The organism is Pantoea sp. X-Soil-TKNS-1279, from assembly GCF_059730565.1.
Genome location: NZ_AP035948.1, coordinates 1,061,192 through 1,080,235, shown reverse-complemented (window position 1 = coordinate 1,080,235; position 19,044 = coordinate 1,061,192). Strand labels below are relative to the sequence as shown.

Annotated in this window: 15 protein-coding genes; 5 read left to right on the top strand and 10 right to left on the bottom strand. The window is 55.6% G+C overall.

Annotated features, from left to right (window positions below; genetic code table 11):
- Positions 1-53: 53 nt before the first annotated feature.
- The 5 genes from brnQ to phoB all read right to left on the bottom strand — a co-directional run bounded on the left by brnQ (position 54) and on the right by phoB (position 6,102).
- On the bottom strand, positions 54-1,373 hold the full coding sequence (gene brnQ, locus AC6I8N_RS04900) for a branched-chain amino acid transport system II carrier protein (protein WP_497830161.1): 1,320 nt from the start codon (positions 1,371-1,373) through the stop codon (positions 54-56).
- 402 nt (positions 1,374-1,775) lie between these two features.
- Positions 1,776-2,882: a cobalamin-independent methionine synthase II family protein gene (locus AC6I8N_RS04895; protein ID WP_208724945.1), complete on the bottom strand. Its 1,107-nt coding sequence runs from the start codon at positions 2,880-2,882 to the stop codon at positions 1,776-1,778.
- Between the two features lie 175 nt (positions 2,883-3,057).
- Positions 3,058-3,984 (bottom strand): PstS family phosphate ABC transporter substrate-binding protein, encoded by a 927-nt coding sequence (locus AC6I8N_RS04890; protein ID WP_021185876.1) that lies wholly within the window; start codon positions 3,982-3,984, stop codon positions 3,058-3,060.
- A 100-nt stretch (positions 3,985-4,084) separates the two neighbouring features.
- The gene (gene phoR, locus AC6I8N_RS04885) at positions 4,085-5,398 is read right to left on the bottom strand and encodes a phosphate regulon sensor histidine kinase PhoR (RefSeq protein ID WP_497830160.1); all 1,314 of its coding nucleotides are present in this window, start codon (positions 5,396-5,398) and stop codon (positions 4,085-4,087) included.
- Between the two features lie 14 nt (positions 5,399-5,412).
- Positions 5,413-6,102: a phosphate response regulator transcription factor PhoB gene (gene phoB / locus AC6I8N_RS04880; protein ID WP_021185878.1), complete on the bottom strand. Its 690-nt coding sequence runs from the start codon at positions 6,100-6,102 to the stop codon at positions 5,413-5,415.
- Between the two features lie 196 nt (positions 6,103-6,298).
- Between phoB and sbcD the strand changes: the two genes are divergently transcribed.
- The 3 genes from sbcD to AC6I8N_RS04865 all read left to right on the top strand — a co-directional run bounded on the left by sbcD (position 6,299) and on the right by AC6I8N_RS04865 (position 11,592).
- Positions 6,299-7,516 carry an exonuclease subunit SbcD gene (gene sbcD, locus AC6I8N_RS04875; RefSeq protein WP_497830159.1) on the top strand — a complete coding sequence of 406 codons (1,218 nt, stop codon included), beginning with the start codon at positions 6,299-6,301 and terminating at the stop codon, positions 7,514-7,516.
- Positions 7,513-11,040, top strand: coding sequence for an AAA family ATPase (locus AC6I8N_RS04870; RefSeq protein WP_497830158.1), 3,528 nt, complete (start codon positions 7,513-7,515; stop codon positions 11,038-11,040). The genes sbcD and AC6I8N_RS04870 overlap by 4 nt, the downstream gene beginning before the upstream one ends.
- A gap of 123 nt (positions 11,041-11,163) precedes the next feature.
- Complete coding sequence (locus AC6I8N_RS04865) at positions 11,164-11,592, top strand: cell envelope integrity TolA C-terminal domain-containing protein (protein ID WP_021185882.1); 429 nt, start codon at positions 11,164-11,166, stop codon at positions 11,590-11,592.
- Here the strand turns inward: AC6I8N_RS04865 and qhpR are convergent.
- Together qhpR and AC6I8N_RS04855 are read right to left on the bottom strand one after the other, a co-directional pair.
- Positions 11,552-12,607, bottom strand: a complete 1,056-nt coding sequence (gene qhpR / locus AC6I8N_RS04860; RefSeq protein ID WP_021185883.1) for an AraC-like transcriptional regulator QhpR — start codon at positions 12,605-12,607, stop codon at positions 11,552-11,554. The two genes, AC6I8N_RS04865 and qhpR, sit on opposite strands and share 41 nt — an antisense overlap.
- A 161-nt stretch (positions 12,608-12,768) precedes the next feature.
- Positions 12,769-13,773 carry a phosphotransferase enzyme family protein gene (locus tag AC6I8N_RS04855; RefSeq protein WP_497830157.1) on the bottom strand — a complete coding sequence of 335 codons (1,005 nt, stop codon included), beginning with the start codon at positions 13,771-13,773 and terminating at the stop codon, positions 12,769-12,771.
- A 263-nt stretch (positions 13,774-14,036) separates the two neighbouring features.
- Here AC6I8N_RS04855 and eat point away from each other — a divergent pair, with 263 nt between their 5' ends.
- The gene (gene eat / locus AC6I8N_RS04850) at positions 14,037-15,401 is read left to right on the top strand and encodes an ethanolamine permease (protein WP_021185885.1); all 1,365 of its coding nucleotides are present in this window, start codon (positions 14,037-14,039) and stop codon (positions 15,399-15,401) included.
- A gap of 86 nt (positions 15,402-15,487) precedes the next feature.
- Here eat and mak read toward each other — a convergent pair whose 3' ends face one another.
- A complete protein-coding gene (gene mak, locus AC6I8N_RS04845; RefSeq protein ID WP_497830156.1) occupies positions 15,488-16,399 on the bottom strand; it encodes a fructokinase in 912 nt (303 codons plus the stop codon).
- Positions 16,400-16,529: 130 nt separating this feature from the next.
- On the opposite strand from mak, the gene rdgC reads away from it, so the two are divergent.
- On the top strand, positions 16,530-17,441 hold the full coding sequence (gene rdgC, locus AC6I8N_RS04840) for a recombination-associated protein RdgC (protein WP_208724938.1): 912 nt from the start codon (positions 16,530-16,532) through the stop codon (positions 17,439-17,441).
- Positions 17,442-17,544: 103 nt separating this feature from the next.
- Here the strand turns inward: rdgC and AC6I8N_RS04835 are convergent, their stop codons facing one another.
- The gene (locus AC6I8N_RS04835) at positions 17,545-18,393 is read right to left on the bottom strand and encodes a hypothetical protein (RefSeq protein WP_497830155.1); all 849 of its coding nucleotides are present in this window, start codon (positions 18,391-18,393) and stop codon (positions 17,545-17,547) included.
- Positions 18,394-18,687: 294 nt separating this feature from the next.
- Positions 18,688-18,972 carry a pyrimidine/purine nucleoside phosphorylase gene (gene ppnP / locus AC6I8N_RS04830; protein ID WP_021185889.1) on the bottom strand — a complete coding sequence of 95 codons (285 nt, stop codon included), beginning with the start codon at positions 18,970-18,972 and terminating at the stop codon, positions 18,688-18,690.
- Between the last annotated feature and the right edge of the window lie 72 nt (positions 18,973-19,044).

Genomic DNA, 19,044 nt, shown 5'->3' with positions numbered 1-19,044 from the left:
GCAAATGAAAAAACCACGGGCAGGCCCGTGGTCGAAATTAACAGCAATGTCGCTTATTGGTGAACGGCGACTTGTTCGCGTCCTTTTACGCGATCCACCACCGCTGCAATCAGCAGCATCACCAGCGACGGCGGCAACCAGGAGAGTCCCTGATCGGCCAGAGGCAGGTGCTGACTGAACAACGGCAGCGCGTCTTTAAAGCTGGTGGATTTGATGGCATCGACAATGCCGAACAACAGACTCACCAGCATCGCCGGGGCGATAATACGGCTGCTCTTGTTCCACCAGTTCAGGGTGAAGCTTAGCACCACCAGCACGATGCAGGGCGGATAAATCGCCGTCAGCACCGGAATGGAAATCTGAATCAGATGGCTCAGACCCAGGTTTGACACCACCATTGAGAACAGGCCGAGGATAAAGACCAGCGCTTTATACGACAACGGCAGGTATTGCGCAAAAAATTCTGCACAGGCGCAGGTCAGGCCGACCGCCGTCACCATACAGGCCACGAAGATCAGTGCCGCAAGGAAGAAGCTGCCCATGCCGCCGAAGGTCTGCTGCACGTAAGCGTGCAGAATCGCCGCGCCGTTGGCGTTCTGATCAACAATCGCGCCACTGTCTGAACCCAGCTTGAACAGGCACAGATACACCAGCGTCAGCCCCACACCGGCAATAATACCGGCCAGCATGGTGTAGCGGGTCAACAGGCCGGAATCTTCCACGCCGCGTGAACGCGCCGCGTTAACGATAACGATACCGAACACCAGCGCACCCAAGGTATCCATAGTCAGATAGCCGTTAACAAAGCCGCTGGAGAACGCCGCACGTTGATAATCTGCCGTCGCCGGGGAAAGGCCACCCGCAGGCCACAGCAGCGCGGCAACACCCAGCACCGTCAGGGCAACAATTTTCAGCGGTGCGAGGAAGTGACCCACGGTATCCAGCAGTTTGCCCGGATAGAGGGAGATCACGATCACCAGCGAAAAGTAAATCAGGCTGTAGATAAACAGCGGCAGCGCGCCATCACCGGTCAGCGGGGCGATACCCACTTCAAATGACACGGTCGCGGTACGCGGTGTAGCAAACAGCGGGCCAACAGCCAGATAACAGACGGTAGCCAGCAGCAAACCGGCGGCTTTACCAATCGGCGAGCTGAGGGCATCGATACCGCCGCCAACGCGCGCCAGCGCGATAACGGTCATCACCGGTAGACCCACGGCAGTGATCAGGAAACCAATGGCAGCAATCCAAACGTGTTCGCCAGACTGAATACCCACCATCGGTGGGAAAATGATGTTTCCTGCGCCAACAAACAGGGCAAACGTCATAAAGCCCAGCGCGAGGATATCCTTCGGGGTTAAACGATAAGTCATAAACTTCTGTACGGCCTGTAGCTGATGTTGCGGTGAAAGTTGAGTTTGTGTTGCCCCCTGACCGCGCCAAAACAACGACTTATCCATCAACGCCAGTGCGTTATGCTCGTCACATAGTTAAAGCGCAGGTGATTTAGACTGCTTTTCTTCTGTTCACAGAGGGAAGAATCGACAACGGCGCGTAGTAAAACGTTTATAGCGGAGAAAGGCAATACGGGATCGGAAAACCAGAAGGATATAGCACTAAACAGATAAAAAGCAGTGAATCAATATAGATAAGCTCGAAATCACATCAGATGATTTGCTTAAACTTTCCACAACGCGGGAGATATCCGCGCATAACCGAGGTTTAAGATGCACAAAAGGCGCGATTTACGCGCCTGTTTGCACAAGTTTACAGCATCACCACACCTGATTTGCGATGTCGACCACCAGGCGGATTTTCTGCCACTGCTGATCTTCGCTCAGGCTATTGCCCTCTTCTGTTGAGGCAAAGCCGCACTGCGGGCTGAGGCAAATCTGATCCAGGCTGACGAATTGTGCCGCTTCCTGCAAACGTGCCTTCACCTGGGCCGGGTCTTCCAGCTCACCGGTTTTGGTGGTGATAAGGCCCAGTACCACCTGCTGATGGCCAGGCTTGATAAAGCGCAGTGGCTCGAAACCACCAGAGCGCTCGTTGTCATATTCGAGGAAGAAGGCATCGATATTTACCCCGCCAAACAACACCTCAGCCACCGGCTCGTAACCGCCTTCGGAGATCCAGGTGGAACGGAAATTACCACGACACACATGCAGGCCGACGGTCAGATCTGCCGGTTTACCTTCCAGCGCAGTATTCAGCACCTGAGCGTAGATACGCGCCAGTTCTTGCGGATCTTCACCACGTTCGCGGATCTGCTGCTGCTGATCGGTGGAACACAGATAGGCCCAGACGGTATCGTCCAGTTGCAGATAACGGCAGCCAGCCGCGTAAAACGCCTGAATGGCATCTTTGTAGGTTTGAGCCAGATCGGCGAAGTACTCTTTCAGATCCGGGTAAACGTTGGCGTCGATCACTTTGCGACCACCACGGAAATGCAGCACGCTCGGGCTGGGAATGGTCATCTTCGGCACTGCGTCACCGGCAATGCTTTGCAGGAAGCGGAAGTGCTCCAGCATCGGGTGGTTCGGGTTAAACGCCACTTTGCCGGTCACTTTCACGCCACGCGCTTTCGTCTGCACGCCATTAAATTGAATGCCCTGCTCCGCTTCGTAACGCTCGACGCCAATCAGATCATCAAAGAAGTCGAAGTGCCACCAGGCACGGCGAAATTCACCATCGGTAACCACTTTAAGACCGTTGGCACGCTGCTGCTCCACCACATGACGGATAGCGTCATCTTCGACCTGACGCAGCGCGGCGGCATCAATTTCACCCTTAGCAAACTGCTCGCGTGCCTGTTTGATAGCGGCGGGACGCAGAAAACTGCCGACGGTATCGGCGCGGAACGGGGCGGTTACTCGTTGCATGATCACTCCTGGCTAAAGCCGTAAACGCATGGTTGCGTCAGGTAATAATTTCACCTGGTTATTTTTAGCCATCTGGATGGCTATATGGCTAAGGAGAGTGACATGTTGGACGGATTTGGGCAAACGAAGAAAATTCAGGTGACATGAAGAAAATTCATGTTGCGATGCTCGTTCTTCAATTTTCCTCAATGGCGGCACGCGCCTGCGCCATCTGACTCTCAGACAACGGCAGATATCCCGCCTCACTGACCCGACGCTGCCCCTGGGGTGACAGCACCTGATGCAGAAATGCCGAAACCAACGGCGGCAACGGTTTCCCGGGCGCTTTATTGACGTAGATATAGAGCGGGCGCGACCACGGATAGCGGCCGCTACGGATAGAATCGGCATCCGGCATCACGCTTTCACCGCTATTGGTGACCACCGGCAGCGTCTTCACCCCACTGAGATGAAAGCCAAAGCTGGCGTAACCAATGCTGTTGGGCGTCGCTGCCACCGCCTGCACCACCGCCGCCGATCCGGGAAACTCCGCCACATCAGCACGGAAGTCGCCTTTGCACAGCACCTGCTGCTTGAAGAAGCCCCAGGTGCCGGACGCGGAGTTACGTCCGTAACGTTGGATACTACGCGTGGCCCAATGTGGATCGGTCAGACCGACATCCCCCCAGCGCTGCGGCACCTGCTGCGCACCGCACAGACGCGTTACTGAAAACAGCGCATCAAGCTGCTGTGGCGCAATTTGCTTCAGCGGATTGTCCTGATTGACCACCACCACCAGCGCATCCATTGCCACCGGCACCGCCAGCGGAGGATAGCCATAGCGCGCGATAAACAGTTGGCGCTCATCCACCTGCATCGGGCGGCTCATCGCGCCAAGCTGAGCAGCACCCGCCGCCAGCGCAGTGGGTGCCGTTGATGAACCCGCCGCCTGTACCTGCACATTCACCCCCGGTGACTGACGGCTGAAATCTTCGCCCCACAACGTCATCAGATAACCGAGGGTATCAGAACCAACACTGCTCAGATTGCCCGCCAGCATGGTTTGTTGCCCCTGCGCCAGCACAGAGAACGACAGCAAAATGAACAGCAGCAGCGATTTCATGCAGAAATTCCACGTAGCGGCGCGATTTATCGCACAGTTTTTTGGTGTTCCAATTGAACGGCGCGCGATAAATCGCGCCGCTACGGGGAAATCAGAACGTTTATTGCGCCACATTCTCCCGTATCTGGCTGGCGACGATCAACCGTGACGGCAGGATAAAGCTGAAACACGTTTCCTGATGCGGCACGCTGGTGATTTCCAGCCGGGCGTTGTGGTGACCGAGGGCATGCTTAACAATCGCCAGCCCGAGGCCGCTGCCACCGGTAGCGCGCGAACGCGCTTTATCCACCCGGTAGAAACGTTCGGTCAAACGTGGCAGATGTTCCGGGCTGATCCCTGGCCCGTTATCGCACACCTTAAACTCGGCACCTTGTTTATTACGTAGCCAGCTGATATCAATGCGCGTCCCTTCCGGCGTATGGTTGACCGCGTTATACACCAGGTTGGAGATGGCGCTGCGCAACTGTTCATCATTACCCAGCACTTTGAGATGCGGATCGGTGTGAAAATGGATCTCATGACGCCCCTGGCTCAAAGTTTCCGCTTCGCGCTGGAGCAGCAACAGCATGGTCGGCACATCTACCGTCTCTTTCATATCGAGGGCGGGAGCAGCTTCAATGCGCGACAGCGTCAGCAGTTGCTTCACCAGGCTATCCATACGTCGTGTTTGCTCCGTCATGGTTTGCAACGCTTTGCTGCGTGAACGTTCGTTCATCACCGAATCGTTCATCATCTCCAGATAGCCTTGCAACACCGTCAGCGGGGTACGCAACTCATGGCTGACGTTGGCGAAGAAGTTACGTCGCGCGCCCTCCAGTTGATGCATTTGCGTCACATCACGCGCCACCATCAGCCACTGCCCTTCGCTATAGGGCATCACGCGAAACTCCATATGACGTTGATTATTCTGCACCAACGTCAGCGGCTTATTAAAGTCACGCTGGCGGATATAGCGGGAGAATTCAGGATAGCGCAGCAAGTTGAGGATGTTCTGACCATTGTCTTCCGGCCAACGCAGGCCGAGATGCTGTTGCGCCAGGCCATTACACCAGAAAATGATACCCTCTTCGGTGGTCAGCACCACCGCATCCGGCAGCGATTCCGCACCGCTGCGAAAGCGTTTGATCAGGTTGCCCAGCTCGCGACGACGACGACGGTTACGCAACTGCATTTGATACAGCCCGTAAAACAGCGGTTCCCAGCTGGCGCGTCCACCGGGCGGCGTCATGGATCGATCAACCCATAACCAATGGGAGAGTCGCATCAGGTTCCAGAAATGCCACAACAGCAAACCCAAGACCGCGATCAGCAGCAGCCAGGGGAGATAGCCAAATACCAGACCTAAAATCAGTGCCGGCAGACAGACCAGCACCAGTTCGGTCAATAATCTCTTCCAGGAGAGTCGTTCCAGCACGGTAAAGACTCCGTTTAGTAGCGAGCAGAGAAACGATACCCTGTTCCGCGTACGGTTTGTACCATGCGATCGTGGCCGGAGACCTCCAGCGCTTTACGTAAACGACGGATATGCACATCGACAGTACGATCTTCGACATACACATTGGTGCCCCAGACATGGTTCAGCAGTTGTTCGCGGCTGTAAACGCGTTCCGGGTGCGTCATAAAGAAGTGCAGCAATTTGTACTCAGTCGGTCCCATCTCCAGCGGCGTGGCTTCGGACATCACGCGATGTGATGACGGGTCGAGGCTCAGTCCCTGCATCTCAATCACCTCTTCCACCGCCATCGGCGAAATACGCCGCATCACCGCTTTGATACGCGCCATCAACTCTTTCGGGGAGAACGGTTTGGTGATGTAATCGTCAGCGCCCACTTCCAGACCGCGTACACGATCTTCTTCTTCGCCACGCGCCGTCAGCATCATCACCGGAATATCGCGCGTCATGGCTTCACGTTTCAGGTGCTTGATAAACTGGATACCGCTACCGCCGGGTAACATCCAGTCCAGCAAAATCAAATCCGGCCAGGGTTCGATGAGCTTCCCTACTGCGCTGTCATAATCTTCCGCCTCAATCGGCTGGTAATCGTTCTGTTCCAGCACGAAACATAACATTTCACGGATGGGAGCTTCGTCTTCCACAACCAAAATGCGCTTAGCCATTATTACTCCTGCTGATATGACGGCTGTCACTGGGATTTGCGGCGTCATTATGCGTCAGTTTTATGACACTTTTATGAAAAACCCAACCCTGGAAATTTAGTGGAAAAACAGAAATGTGACAGCCGTGAGGCGTTTTTTTTGCTTTCGTGGTGAAGTCGTTATAATTCCCCATCGCTTTTTCTGGCAGGGAGCATCCATGCGCATCATCCATACGGCAGACTGGCATCTGGGCCAGTTCTTTTATAGCAAAAGTCGCGCTGCTGAACATCAGGCATTTCTCGACTGGCTGCGCCAGCAGATTGACCAGCATCAGGTGGATGCGCTGATTATCGCCGGTGACCTGTTTGATACCGGCTCACCGCCAAGCTATGCGCGTGAAATGTTTAACCGCTTCGTGGTGGCGTTGCAGGCCAGCCGCTGCCAGTTGATCGTTCTGGCAGGGAACCACGATTCGGTGGCAACGCTCAATGAATCACGCGAACTGCTTGCCTGCCTCAACACGCAGGTGATCACCAGCGCTACGCCGCAGGGCGAGCAGCAGGTGCTGACCCTGAAGCAGCGCGACGGTACGCCAGGCGCGCTGCTGTGCGCCATCCCTTATCTGCGCCCGCGCGATATTTTGCGCAGCCAGGCCGGGCAGTCCGGGCGGGAAAAACAGCTGTCGCTGCTGGAAGCCATCGAACAACATTATCAGCACTGCTTTGCCGCCGCAGAGGCGCAGCGCGCAGCACTCGGGGGCAAACTGCCGATTATCGCCACCGGCCATCTCACCACCGTCGGCGTAACCAAAAGCGACTCGGTGCGTGATATCTACATCGGCACCCTCGATGCCTTTCCGGCGCAGGCATTCCCTGCGGCGGATTACATCGCACTCGGCCATATTCACCGAGCACAACGCATTGCTGACAGCGATCATATTCGCTACAGCGGTTCGCCCATTCCACTCAGCTTTGATGAGTTGGGCCGCGACAAGAGCGTGTTTCTGCTGGAGTTCAGCACCGGCCTTGATGCCGTGACGCCGCTGACCATCCCGCTGTTCCAGCCAATGCAGATGCTGAAAGGATCGCTGGCGGATATCGAACGGCAACTGGCGCTGCTCAAAGAAAAAGAGGGCGACCTGGCGGTGTGGCTGGATATTGAAATCACCACTCAGGAGCACCTGAGCGACCTGCAACGCCGCGTGGAGCAACTGACGGAAAACTTACCGGTGGAGGTGCTACTGGTACGCCGCAGTCGCGAACAGCGCAGCCGCAGCCTGGCGCGACTGGATAACGAAACCCTGAGCGAATTGCAGGTTGAAGAGGTGTTTGCGCGTCGTCTGGCGCTGGAAGAGGATCTGGATGCCGACCAGGCAGCACACCTTACACAACTGTTTCGCACCACCCTTGCCGCGCTGGAGAACCCCTCTGCATGAAAATCCTGACGCTGCGTTTTAAAAACCTCAACGCCCTGCGCGGAGAATGGTTTATCGATTTTCGCCGTGAGCCGTTTGCCAGTAACGGTTTGTTTGCCATTACCGGGGCCACCGGCGCCGGTAAAACCACCCTGCTCGACGCCATCTGTCTGGCGCTGTATCACCAGACGCCACGTCTCGGCGTGCTGTCGCAAACCCAGAACGAACTGATCACCCGGGATACCGCCGAATGCCTCGCCGAGGTGGAGTTTGAGATCAAGGGTGAAGCCTGGCGTGCCTTCTGGAGCCAGAACCGCGCCCGTGGTCAGGCCGACGGCAAATTGCAGGCTCCGCGCGTTGAACTGGCACGCTGTGCCGACAACCAAATCGTTGCCGACAAAGTGGGCGACAAATTAAAACTGATCGAAACCCTATCCGGTCTTGATTTCGCCCGCTTTACCCGCTCAATGATGCTGTCGCAGGGGCAATTTGCTGCCTTTTTGAATGCCAAACCGGGCGAGCGCGCCGAGCTGCTGGAGGAGCTGACCGGCACCGAGATCTACGGTCAAATCTCAATCCAGATTTTCGAGCGCTACAAAAGCGCGCGTGCCGATCTCGACACGCTGCGCGCCCGCGCCGGAGGAATGTCGTTGCTGGATGAGACGCGGCGGGCTGAGCTGGCAAGTCAGTTGGAACAACTCAATGCAGCCGAGGTCACGCTGAACCAGCAGCTCACCACTGCGCAGCAGCAACAACAGTGGCTGAGTCAGTCACAACAATTGGCTGGCGAACAGCAGCAGGCGCAACAGGCGTTGCAGGCGGCAGAAAACGCGTGGCACCAGGCCGAACCTGAACGTCAGAGGCTGGCGCGCGCCGAACCGGCGGAAAAATTACGCGATAAACTGCAACAGCGCACACAGCTGGAACAGGAAAATATCGCCCTCGCCCGGCAAATGCAGCAGGTGCAAGCGCAGCATCAACAGGCGATCCATGCTCAGCAGCAAGGCGAAGCACGCTTCCACACGGCCCAACAGGTGCGCGAGCAGGCACAGCACGCACAACAACAACTGGAAACGCTGCTGACCGAGCAGGTCATCCCACTTGATCAACACATCGCGACCCTGCAACAGCAGGTCAGCGACCAGCAGCGCCAGATAACAGCGCAACAACAGTTGGTGCAGCAAAACAGCACCGCACTCAACCAGCAACAACAGGAGAGTGAACGCTTACAACAACTGTGGGATGAGCAGCAACAATGGCGCACCCGCGAAGCCAGCGTCGCGGCCTGGGGCGAGCATCTGGCGCGCTGGCAATCCGACATTACCCGGCTGGATGAACGCGAGCTAGCCGTCACCCAGTTGAGCAATCAGCAACAGCAGCAACAACAGCAGCTTGACCAGCTCCAGCAAGCTTTCGCTGCCCGTCAGCAGGCGCTGCCAGCCGCGCCTCCTGCTATCGATCAGGTCCGTGATACGTTAGCGCAACATCAGGTGCAACGTGCATCACGTCAGCAACTAACCCTGTTGACGACGCAGTGGCGTTCACTCCAGCCACAGCAACAACAACGTCAGGCAAAACTGGATACGCTCTCCAGGCAATATCAGGCGGAAGAACAGGTTTTACAGGCGCTGCGCGAGGAGTGGAAGCGTGAGAATCAGGCGATGCTTGATGTGCAGACCATATGTGACCAGGAACGCACAATCGCTCAACTGGCCGATGAACGTGCCCGCTTGCAGCCTAATCATCCTTGCCCGCTGTGTGGTTCCTGTCAGCATCCAGCCATTGAGCAATATCGCCAACTGGAACCTGGCGAGAATCAACAGCGTCTTGCGGCATTGCAAACTCGTGTTGCTCAGCTCAAAGAATCCGGCACCGCCAAAGGTGAGCAGCAACGCCTGTCATTGCTGCAACAGCAGGCGTTGCAGCAGGAACTCAGGGAAATCGGGCAGCAGCTCAGCACGCTGAGTGAGCAGTGGCAAAGCTTGACCGGTGAGCTGGCGCTCACCTTCACGCTGGAGCAGCAGGACGATGTGACCCGCTGGCAACGCGAGCAGGATCAGCAGGAAAATCAGCTACGGGAATGGCTGGAGCATCTGCAACAGCAGCAACTGGCACAGCAGCAAATTACCAGCGTGCAGCAGACGCTGAACGATCTCAACCAGCGTAGCGAAGCCGAGCGGGCTGCGTGGCAGCAACTCAGCCAACAACTGGCACAGCAACTGACCCAACATCAGCTCACCCTACCCGCGCGCGAGGCGCGTGAAGACTGGTTGAGCGCGTTGCAGCTACGCTGGCAGAAATGGCAGGAGAGTGAGCGGTTACTCACCACCCTGCAACCGCAGCTGGCGAAAGCCAACAGCGAGCACCACAACCTGCAACAGAATCTTGCGCGTGAACAGCAGCGTCTCGCGGCGTTGCAACAAACGTTCAGCACCTTGCAACAGCAATGCAGCGAACAGCAACAGCGTCGGCAGCAACTGTTTGGCGACCGCCAGGTGCAGGCCGAACGTCAGGCGCACCAGGCGGCGCTACACAAATGCGAACAGGAAGTCGCGCAGCAATTACAGGCCTGGCAGCAGGCGCAAAGCGCCGCGCACAGCCTGGACGGCCAACGCGCGCAAATCGAACAGCAGCGACAGGCACAAACCGCTCGTCTGGAGGCAGCAACCCGAGATTTCCTCAGCGCTTTGCAGCGCAGTGATTTTGCCGACGAAGCCGCACTACGCGCAGCGCTGCTTGATGCTACCGACGTTGAGCAACTGCGTCAGCGTTTACTGGCGCTGGAACAACAGCATCAACAGCACATCACCCTGAGCCAACAACTGACGCAGCGCGTCACTGCCCACCAGCAACAACGTCCGGCCGAACTGAGCGACGAACTGGCGGCAGAGATCGGCCCCCGGCTGGAAAATTTGCGCGTGGCGCTGCGCGACAACGCACGTCAACAGGGAGAGGCACAGCAGCAGTTGTCCAGCGACACGCAACTACGTGAGCAGCAGCAGGCGCTGTTGACGCAAATCAGCAGCCACGAAGCGGAACTGGTGCAATGGAGCCAACTTAACGAGTTAATCGGCTCCGCCAAAGGTGACAAATTCCGCCGTTTCGCCCAGGGGTTAACCCTTGATCACCTGGTATGGCTGGCGAACCGTCAGCTCGATCGCCTGCATGGTCGTTATCTGCTGCAGCGTCGTGCCACGGATGAGCTGGAACTGGATGTGGTGGATACCTGGCAGGCCGATGCCACCCGCGACACCCGCACGCTGTCCGGTGGCGAGAGTTTTCTGGTCAGCCTGGCGCTGGCACTGGCGTTATCCGACCTCGTCAGCCACAAAACCCGCATCGAATCGCTGTTCCTTGATGAAGGCTTTGGCACGCTGGATGCCGAGACGCTCGACACCGCGCTGGACGCGCTCGATGCGTTGAATGCCAGCGGCAAAACCATTGGCGTTATCAGCCATGTGGAAGCGATGAAGGAGCGTATTCCGGTGCAGATCAGGGTACGTAAGATGAATGGTCTGGGATACAGCAAACTGGAATTGCCGTAACCGCACGGTGCGGCAAATTCTGGTTTTATCGACACCAGGATGAATGCCATAGCATTTGCAGAGTCGGTCTGTAGACTGAAAAACGGGTGCAATCCGAACTTTCGCGAAAACTATGGCACATGAATGAATTTAATTAACAAAATGGCGAGTCTGGCAGGCGGGATAGCGATGATGGTGTCGTTGAGCGCCTGTCAAAATTTTCAATCCGATCAGAAAGATGCACAAGCAAATTTGTGTCAGCCTGAAATTGCGCCGGGTAGTGTATCGTGCAAATGGGCTGATGAGATGCAGCAAAAACTGGTACGGGCCTTCCACGATGCCAGCCACTATGCGGGCCAGCGTTGTCTGGTGCAACTGGAGTGGGAAAAAAGTGGACGCTATGCCGTCACCCAGACACAGGGCGATGAGCCACTGTGTCTGCGGGCCTGGCAATTGATTGGTCAATCGCAGGGATTACCGCCGCCGCCCGATCGCGGGCAGCCAGCGTGGTTTGGTTTTGCGCCGCAACAGGTCAGCTTGCCAGTCCATCTTGCCGCCACTGGCGCGGACTGATGCCGAACCAACGGCGGAAGGCGCGGGAAAAGGCGCTCACCTCGGAATAACCCAGCAGCAGCGCCATTTCGGAAATCGGCAGTTGTTTCTGTTGCAGGTAATGGGTTGCCATCTCGCAACGCACCTTGTCCACCAGCGCGCTGAAGCTGATGCCCTCCTCGCGCAGACGACGCTGCAACGACCAGCTCGACAGGCCCATTTTATCGGCAATCTCTTCCAGTACCGGCTCGCCCTGGATCAGCGACAGATTGACCTGCGAGCGCGCCTGCTCCACCACGCTCTGCTGGCTGGCGCTGCTGTTAAGGCGACGGATCGCATCCTGCATCACCATCAGTAACATCGGGTCCTGCTCCGGCATTGCACGCAGCAGATCGCGTTTCGGGATCACCAGCGAGTTGAAAGGTTGATCGAACCAGACCGGGGCATCAAAGACTTTGCAGTGCTCATGCCACTGCTCCGGGCGCGGATGTTCAAAATGCACCTCACGCGGTGCCCAGTTTTTCCCCGCCACATGACGAATCAGGTTGAGAAACATGCCGAGCGTCAACTCCGCATCCTGACGCCGCGACAAAATCGCCCCGTGACGCACCTGATAATCAAGCCGCCAGCAGTCGCCTTTATCCACCAACCGCGTCAGGGTATCGTGCTGATGCCACGGAAAAGCATTAACCACGTTATGCAGCGCCTGCTCCAGCGTCGGCGAGCACAGTCCGATGTAGCCAATCAGGCCTAATGACTGCGGTTTGAACTGCCTGCCGTAGTGCAAACCGAAGTTATCAAAACCGGAATGTCGCGCGGCCTCTTCCATCACGCGGCAATAGTTAACCAGACCAAGACTCAGGGTCGGACTGGCGAGCAGCTCGGAATCGATGCCGCTGATGCCAAAGATGCGATCCACATCGCCGCCTTTGCCGGTAATAAAGTCGCTCAGACCGGTGGCCGCTGCCGCCAACACACCACGGTTGCTGGCGCTGGCCTGAGCCGATATGGCGCTGAACGCCTCGGACTGTCTCATCAGTGAATTCATGCTGACCTCACAGGATACGCAGGAGTGAATCGAATTACCGTATCCAGCAATTTTCGTACCAGGCGGGCAACGCAGAAAAAACGATGATCAGACGAGATAGTGAACGTGGCGAGCACCGTGACGGCGCAGCCACGCTCACTGATGGTGCATCAGGCCCCGACCGGCAGCTGACTGTTTTCCAGATAGCGACGACACAGGCGTACCGAATGATCCGCCCAGCGTGGCCCAAGACTCAACGCCATCTCGGTTTCGGCATGGGATCCCATCCACGCGGTAAGCTGGATACGGCGCTGGATCAGCAGCGTCGGCACCAGCGCCATCTCTGCATCGCTGATATGCCCCACCCGCTCATAACCCCGGATCCAGTTATCCACCCACTCTTCGGCACGCGGATGGTGTTCCACGAAACTGATCGCTGCCGCCAGATCGTGCAAATACCAACCCAGACCGCAATCGTCAAAGTCGATCACCCGGGTTTCCCCTTTGTGCAGCAGCAGATTCGTTAAACGCAGATCGGCATGGATCAACCCGTAACGATCCGCGCCTTTGCCAAACCCCTGCAACTCCTGACCAACACGGGCGATCGCTTGTTCCACCACCTGATGATCAGCCGGATTGAGGTTGGGGGCGTCCTGCCAGCGTCCCCAGTGGCTCTGCTCGCTCACCATGGTGTGATGATCCCAAATGATGCGCTGGAAGCCCTGCGGTTTCTGCCAGTTTTTGCTGTGCTGATGCAGGCGGGCAGTGATATGACCGAGCTGCTGGAAGGCTTTGGGATCGACATCGGTGGTCGGCATGTCGCCCTCGATCCAGTGGAACAGCACCGCATGGCGTATTTCGCCATCGGGCAGGCGCAGGGACAACACGGTTTCGCCATCGTTGGCCGGGATCGCCTCCGGCACCATGATGCCGGTTTCGCGCAGTGCATCCAGCCACAGCAGTTCGCTGAGAATATCAGCTTTGCTGTGGTAGTCAGGACGATGCAGGCGCAGGGCGTAACGTTTCCCTCCCGCCAGCAACAGGAAAGTGGCGTTTTCGGAACGGCACAGCAATTTCAGCTCGCCCTGAAGTGCGGCGGGATAGCAGGCCAGCGCCTGTTGCGCCAGCACGGTGATTTCAGCATTTGTCAGGGTGTCGGATTGTTTGGCACTCATTCATCAGGCTCCAGGGATGACAACAGTGTTATCAGCATGGGATGACGTCGTCCTGACTGCTTGACCGCAGATGACCCAAAGTTGACCGCAGCGAGCATCTGGCACTTTTCTTGCGTCAGAGTTGACCGTGGAGGACAAAACTCACTGCGCCTGCGTCAAGTTTTCCCGTGAGAGGCAGCGGCATTATCCCCTTCACTGTAGCGCAAACGATAAACCGGCGCGGTGAATCAACCGCACTCAACAATAACGACGGGGATAAGATTATGACGAGCAAGCTCAAACCCACCCTGGGAACCCTGCATCTTTGGGGTATCGCGGTTGGCCTGGTCATTTCCGGGGAGTATTTCGGCTGGAGTTACGGCTGGGGCGTAGCAGGGACGCTGGGATTTCTCATTACCACAGCGCTGATCGCCACCATGTACACCTGTTTTATTTTTAGCTTCACCGAACTGACCACCGCGATTCCACATGCCGGTGGTCCGTTTGCATACAGCCGCCGCGCCTTTGGCGAAACCGGTGGCCTGATCGCCGGTCTGGCAACGCTGATCGAGTTTGTGTTTGCCCCTCCGGCCATTGCTATGGCGATTGGTGCTTATCTCAACGTACAGTATCCAGAACTCAATCCAAAAACCGCAGCGGTCGGTGCCTATCTGGTGTTTATGACGCTGAATATCCTTGGCGTGAAGCTGGCGGCAATGTTTGAGCTGGTAGTGACGGTGCTGGCGGTGCTGGAACTGCTGGTATTTATGGGCGTGGTGTCTCCGGGCTTCAGCATTGCCAACTTCGCCGCCAACGGCTGGGCCGGTAGCGAGCATTTTGGTATGCCTGCGGTGTCGGGTATTTTTGCCGCGATTCCTTTTGCCATCTGGTTCTTCCTCGCCATTGAAGGCGCGGCGATGGCGGCAGAAGAAGCCAAAGATCCCAAGCGCACCATTCCGAAAGCCTATATCACCGGTATTCTGACGCTGGTGGTGCTGGCGATTGGCGTGATGCTGCTGGCGGGCGGTGCCGGTGACTGGCGCAAACTGTCCGACATTAACGACCCGCTGCCGCAGGCGATGAAGATGATCGTCGGTGAAAACTCCAACTGGATGCATATGTTGGTGTGGATTGGCCTGTTCGGTCTGGTCGCCAGCTTCCACGGCATCATCCTCGGTTATTCACGTCAGTTCTTTGCCCTGGCGCGTGCCGGTTATCTGCCACAGGGTCTGGCGAAACTGTCCCGCTTCCAGACGCCGCATCGCGCCATTATCGCCGGTGGCGTGATCGGTATCGCCGCGATTTACAGCGACGGCTGGATTAACCTGCAAGGCATGAGCCTGACCGCAGCCATGATCACCATGGCGGTATTTGGCGCGATTGTGATGTATCTGATGAGTATGCTGAGCCTGTTCAAACTACGTCGTACTGCGCCGGATCTGGAGCGCAGCTTCCGCGCCCCGGGTTACCCGATTGTGCCGGGCATCGCCCTGGTGCTGTCGCTGGTGTGTTTAGTGGCGATGCTGTGGTTTAACCCGGTCATTGGCGGCCTGTTTGTCGCGATTATGGTGGTGGGTTATATCTACTTCCTCGCGACCAAAGCGCAGCGCGATAACGCACCACAGGATTCGATGCTGGTCGGGGAATAAGGAAACGTAACGTAGCGGCGCGATTTATCGCGCGAGACACGAAAAAACCGCGCAATAAATTGCGCCGCTACGTCACAGCACTACATTTAGTCTTTTAAAGGCCACAGCCACGCCGCACCGCGCACGCCACTGGAATCACCATGCACCGCCTTCAACACTGGCGTTTCGCACTCACGACCAAACACCCACTGCTTCATCAGCGTCGGCACGGTCTGATACAAACGATCGTTATTGCTCATCCCGCCGCCCAGCACGATCACATCGGGGTCCAATAGATTCACCACCTGCGCCAGCGATTTTGCCAGACGCATTTCATAACGGCGCATCGCCAGCTCCGCCACCGGATCCTGCTGCTCAATCAGCTTGATGATCTCCGCCCCTTTCAGCGCATTGCCGCTCAAGCGCTGATAATCAATGGCAAATCCGGTGCCGGACACAAACGTCTCGATACAGCCCTGCAAGCCGCAATAGCACGGTACTTCCGCACGATAACGCAGCTCATCTTCGTCCATCCACGGCAGTGGATTGTGGCCCCATTCACCGGCATTGCCGTTACCGCCAATGCGTGACTCACTATTAATTGCCACCCCGGCGCCAGAACCGGTGCCAATAATCACCGCAAATACCAGCGGTTTTCCCGCACCGGCACCATCAACCGCTTCAGATACCGCCAGACAATTCGCGTCGTTGGCGATACGCACGTCACGATTCAGCGCCCGCGCCAAATCCTTATCCAACGGCTGACCATTGAGCCAGGTGGAGTTGGCATTTTTTACCCGCTGGGTATAGGGCGAAATGGTGCCCGGAATACCCAATCCCACCGTCCCCTGCTGCCCGGTCTTCTCTTCTGCCAGATGCACCAGATCAACAATCGCCTGTACCGTCGCACCATAGTCGTCACGCGGGGTATTCACGCGGTGACGAAACAATTCCTGCCCCTGATCTGAGAGTGCAATCACTTCAATTTTGGTGCCGCCTAAATCGATACCAATACGCACGTTTTATTCCTCATTATTCGTTAGGTTGAGAGACACAGTAGAGAGCCGTTGCGGTAAAGGCAATGAAACCCAGCCGATGTTTCGCTATGATGCGCGCTGACTGATAGATTTCCCCCGGTAAGGAATCCCGATGTTGTGGTTTAAAAATATGATGGTTTATCGTCTGAATCGTGACATTCCGCTGTCCGCAGACGATCTGGAAAAACAGCTCGATGCCTTCACCTTCTCGCCCTGCGGTAGCCAGGATATGGCAAAAACCGGTTGGGTTTCCCCTATGGGTAACCGTAGCGAGGCGCTGACGCACGTAGTTAATGGTCAGATTGTGATCTGTGCCCGTACCGAGCAAAAAATTCTGCCTTCGCCAGTGGTAAAGCAGGCGCTGGAAGCCAAAATCGACAAGCTGGAAGCGGAACAAAGTCGCAAGCTGAAGAAGACCGAAAAGGATTCGTTGAAAGATGAAGTGCTCCACAGCTTGCTGCCACGCGCCTTTAGCCGTTTCAGCCAGACCTTTATGTGGATCGACACCGTCAACAATCTGATTATCGTTGACTGCGCCAGCGCAAAAAAAGCCGAAGATACCCTGGCACTGCTGCGCAAAAGCCTCGGTTCGCTTCCGGTGGTGCCATTAACCCTGGAAAGCCCGATTGAACTGACCCTGACCGAGTGGGTGCGTTCAGGCGAGCTGCCTGCCGGTTTCGCGCTGATGGATGAAGCCGAGCTTAAAGCACTGCTGGAAGAAGGCGGCGTGATTCGCTGTAAAAAACAGGATCTGGTGTCGGACGAAATCGCTACCCATATCGAAGCCGGTAAAGTGGTCACCAAACTGGCGCTCGACTGGCAGGAGCGGATTCAGTTTGTTATCGCTGATGATGCGTCAGTGAAACGCCTGAAATTCAGCGATACCCTGCGTGAGCAAAATGACGATATCGATCGTGATGATTTTGCTCAGCGTTTCGATGCTGATTTTATTCTGATGACCAGTGAACTGGCGGCATTGATCAGTAATCTGGTGGAAGCTCTGGGCGGAGAAGCGCAGCGCTAACTTATTCGTAGCGGCGCGATTTATCGCGCTTGTTGTTCGCAACATTAACGTCAATGGCGCGCGATAAATCGCGCCGCTACAGAATGTGCATTAGAGATGAGATTTAAAGTCGTGTCGTTTCCTCCTGATATAGATCATCTCTTTTTATTGCAAAGATATTCTGCACATTCTTCATTTTTAATTTTTCGCCGACAACCAACACCTTCTCATGCCGGATAACGGTTTCTTCAACAGGTGTCTGAGAAAACGGTTCTTCTTTTATCGTTTTGAACTGCGGATGATAATTCTCAAACTTCTCACTAAATTGCCACGCCCTTTTATTCGAGAACTTTCCGGCATTTTCCGCAACGATAATACGGAATGGGTTATACTCACCCGGTTCACTTTCTTCCGGTAAATTATTGGTCTGCTCCGGATTTTTTTGTACCAAAAAACTCTCCTTACCAAGATTATCCCAGTTAGTAATAAAAACGTTATCCGGCGATTCCGACTCAGAGAGACTTTCCACCCCGGAATCCGCCTGTTCGGACTCAGACAACGTAGCACCGGGCTTACTTTTCAACTCCACCGGGCATGACGTTGTTTTTTCAGGATAACAGGCCCACAAGTTATTCAGGCTGAGTTTCTCCTTGCCAGATTCTTTTTCATTCTTCAATGTTCCTGCACTGAAAGGTGTTACCGCATTACCGGTTAATTTCACTGATCCCGGCACGCCAAACAGCCGCGGAAGCATAGGGGAATCCTTCATAAACCAGTGTTTATTGGTCGGTTGTAACTCTTTCAGCCCCTGGCTCACGCTGTGCTTTTTGCATTGATTGGTAGACAGGCAGGCACAGTTATGACCAATAAACTTAACCGCTTTCTTTATTTCCGTGGTTGCTCGTGCTGTAACAGGATTAAATGAGTGCCGGGTTATCCCGGGCGGCAATCGATAGACATTAGCAAAAGACATACTGCCTCCAGATAAATACATCATGCGATGTGAATATACTTTTTAATCTACATGACCGTTTATCGCAATCTTGCCAATAAAGAAAAGGTTATATTTTTCATGGCATTATTACAACATCAAGTAACTAAGAACATTTTTAATTTCTTGAAAGGAATGAAGAAAAATAAAACAAATAACCGTTTTAAATACAGATAAAATATTTTCTGAATTTTCGATTTAACGGTGTTAGCACCAGCCCTGTGCAACCGATAATAAAAAAGGCCGCAGCGAAACGCTGCGGCCTGGATAGGATACTTACAGATAGCGGCACAGATAAGACGTTGGCTCAGCCACCTGCAAATGGAATTCGCTGTGGCCCGGCACGTTGAACACGCTGCCTGCTTCATACCACTTCCACTCGCTTTCACCCGGCAGCAGCACTTTCAGCGCGCCGCTGACCACAGTCATCTCTTCCGGCTGGCCGGTGCCGAAGGTGTATTCGCCTTCCGCCATTACGCCCACGCTTGCGCGACCAATGGTGACGCTATCGAAACCAATGGACTTCACTTTTCCGTCAAAATACTCACTCACGTTGAGCATATCACTTCCTCACAGCACATTAAGATAACAGGCAGATTACAAGGGAACTCGCTGATCTGTCACGCGAAATGA

Excerpts from the sequence above, each read along its gene's own strand:
- sbcD (WP_497830159.1), top strand. The coding sequence starts at position 6,299 with ATGCGCATCATCCATACGGCAGACTGGCATCTGGGCCAGTTCTTTTAT.
- AC6I8N_RS04835 (WP_497830155.1), bottom strand. The coding sequence starts at position 18,393 with ATGTCTTTTGCTAATGTCTATCGATTGCCGCCCGGGATAACCCGGCAC.
- AC6I8N_RS04855 (WP_497830157.1), bottom strand. The coding sequence starts at position 13,773 with ATGAGTGCCAAACAATCCGACACCCTGACAAATGCTGAAATCACCGTG.
- AC6I8N_RS04870 (WP_497830158.1), top strand. The coding sequence starts at position 7,513 with ATGAAAATCCTGACGCTGCGTTTTAAAAACCTCAACGCCCTGCGCGGA.
- rdgC (WP_208724938.1), top strand. The coding sequence starts at position 16,530 with ATGTTGTGGTTTAAAAATATGATGGTTTATCGTCTGAATCGTGACATT.
- brnQ (WP_497830161.1), bottom strand. The coding sequence starts at position 1,373 with ATGACTTATCGTTTAACCCCGAAGGATATCCTCGCGCTGGGCTTTATG.
- ppnP (WP_021185889.1), bottom strand. The coding sequence starts at position 18,972 with ATGCTCAACGTGAGTGAGTATTTTGACGGAAAAGTGAAGTCCATTGGT.
- AC6I8N_RS04890 (WP_021185876.1), bottom strand. The coding sequence starts at position 3,984 with ATGAAATCGCTGCTGCTGTTCATTTTGCTGTCGTTCTCTGTGCTGGCG.
- qhpR (WP_021185883.1), bottom strand. The coding sequence starts at position 12,607 with ATGAGACAGTCCGAGGCGTTCAGCGCCATATCGGCTCAGGCCAGCGCC.
- phoB (WP_021185878.1), bottom strand. The coding sequence starts at position 6,102 with ATGGCTAAGCGCATTTTGGTTGTGGAAGACGAAGCTCCCATCCGTGAA.
- AC6I8N_RS04895 (WP_208724945.1), bottom strand. The coding sequence starts at position 2,882 with ATGCAACGAGTAACCGCCCCGTTCCGCGCCGATACCGTCGGCAGTTTT.
- eat (WP_021185885.1), top strand. The coding sequence starts at position 14,037 with ATGACGAGCAAGCTCAAACCCACCCTGGGAACCCTGCATCTTTGGGGT.
- AC6I8N_RS04865 (WP_021185882.1), top strand. The coding sequence starts at position 11,164 with ATGAATTTAATTAACAAAATGGCGAGTCTGGCAGGCGGGATAGCGATG.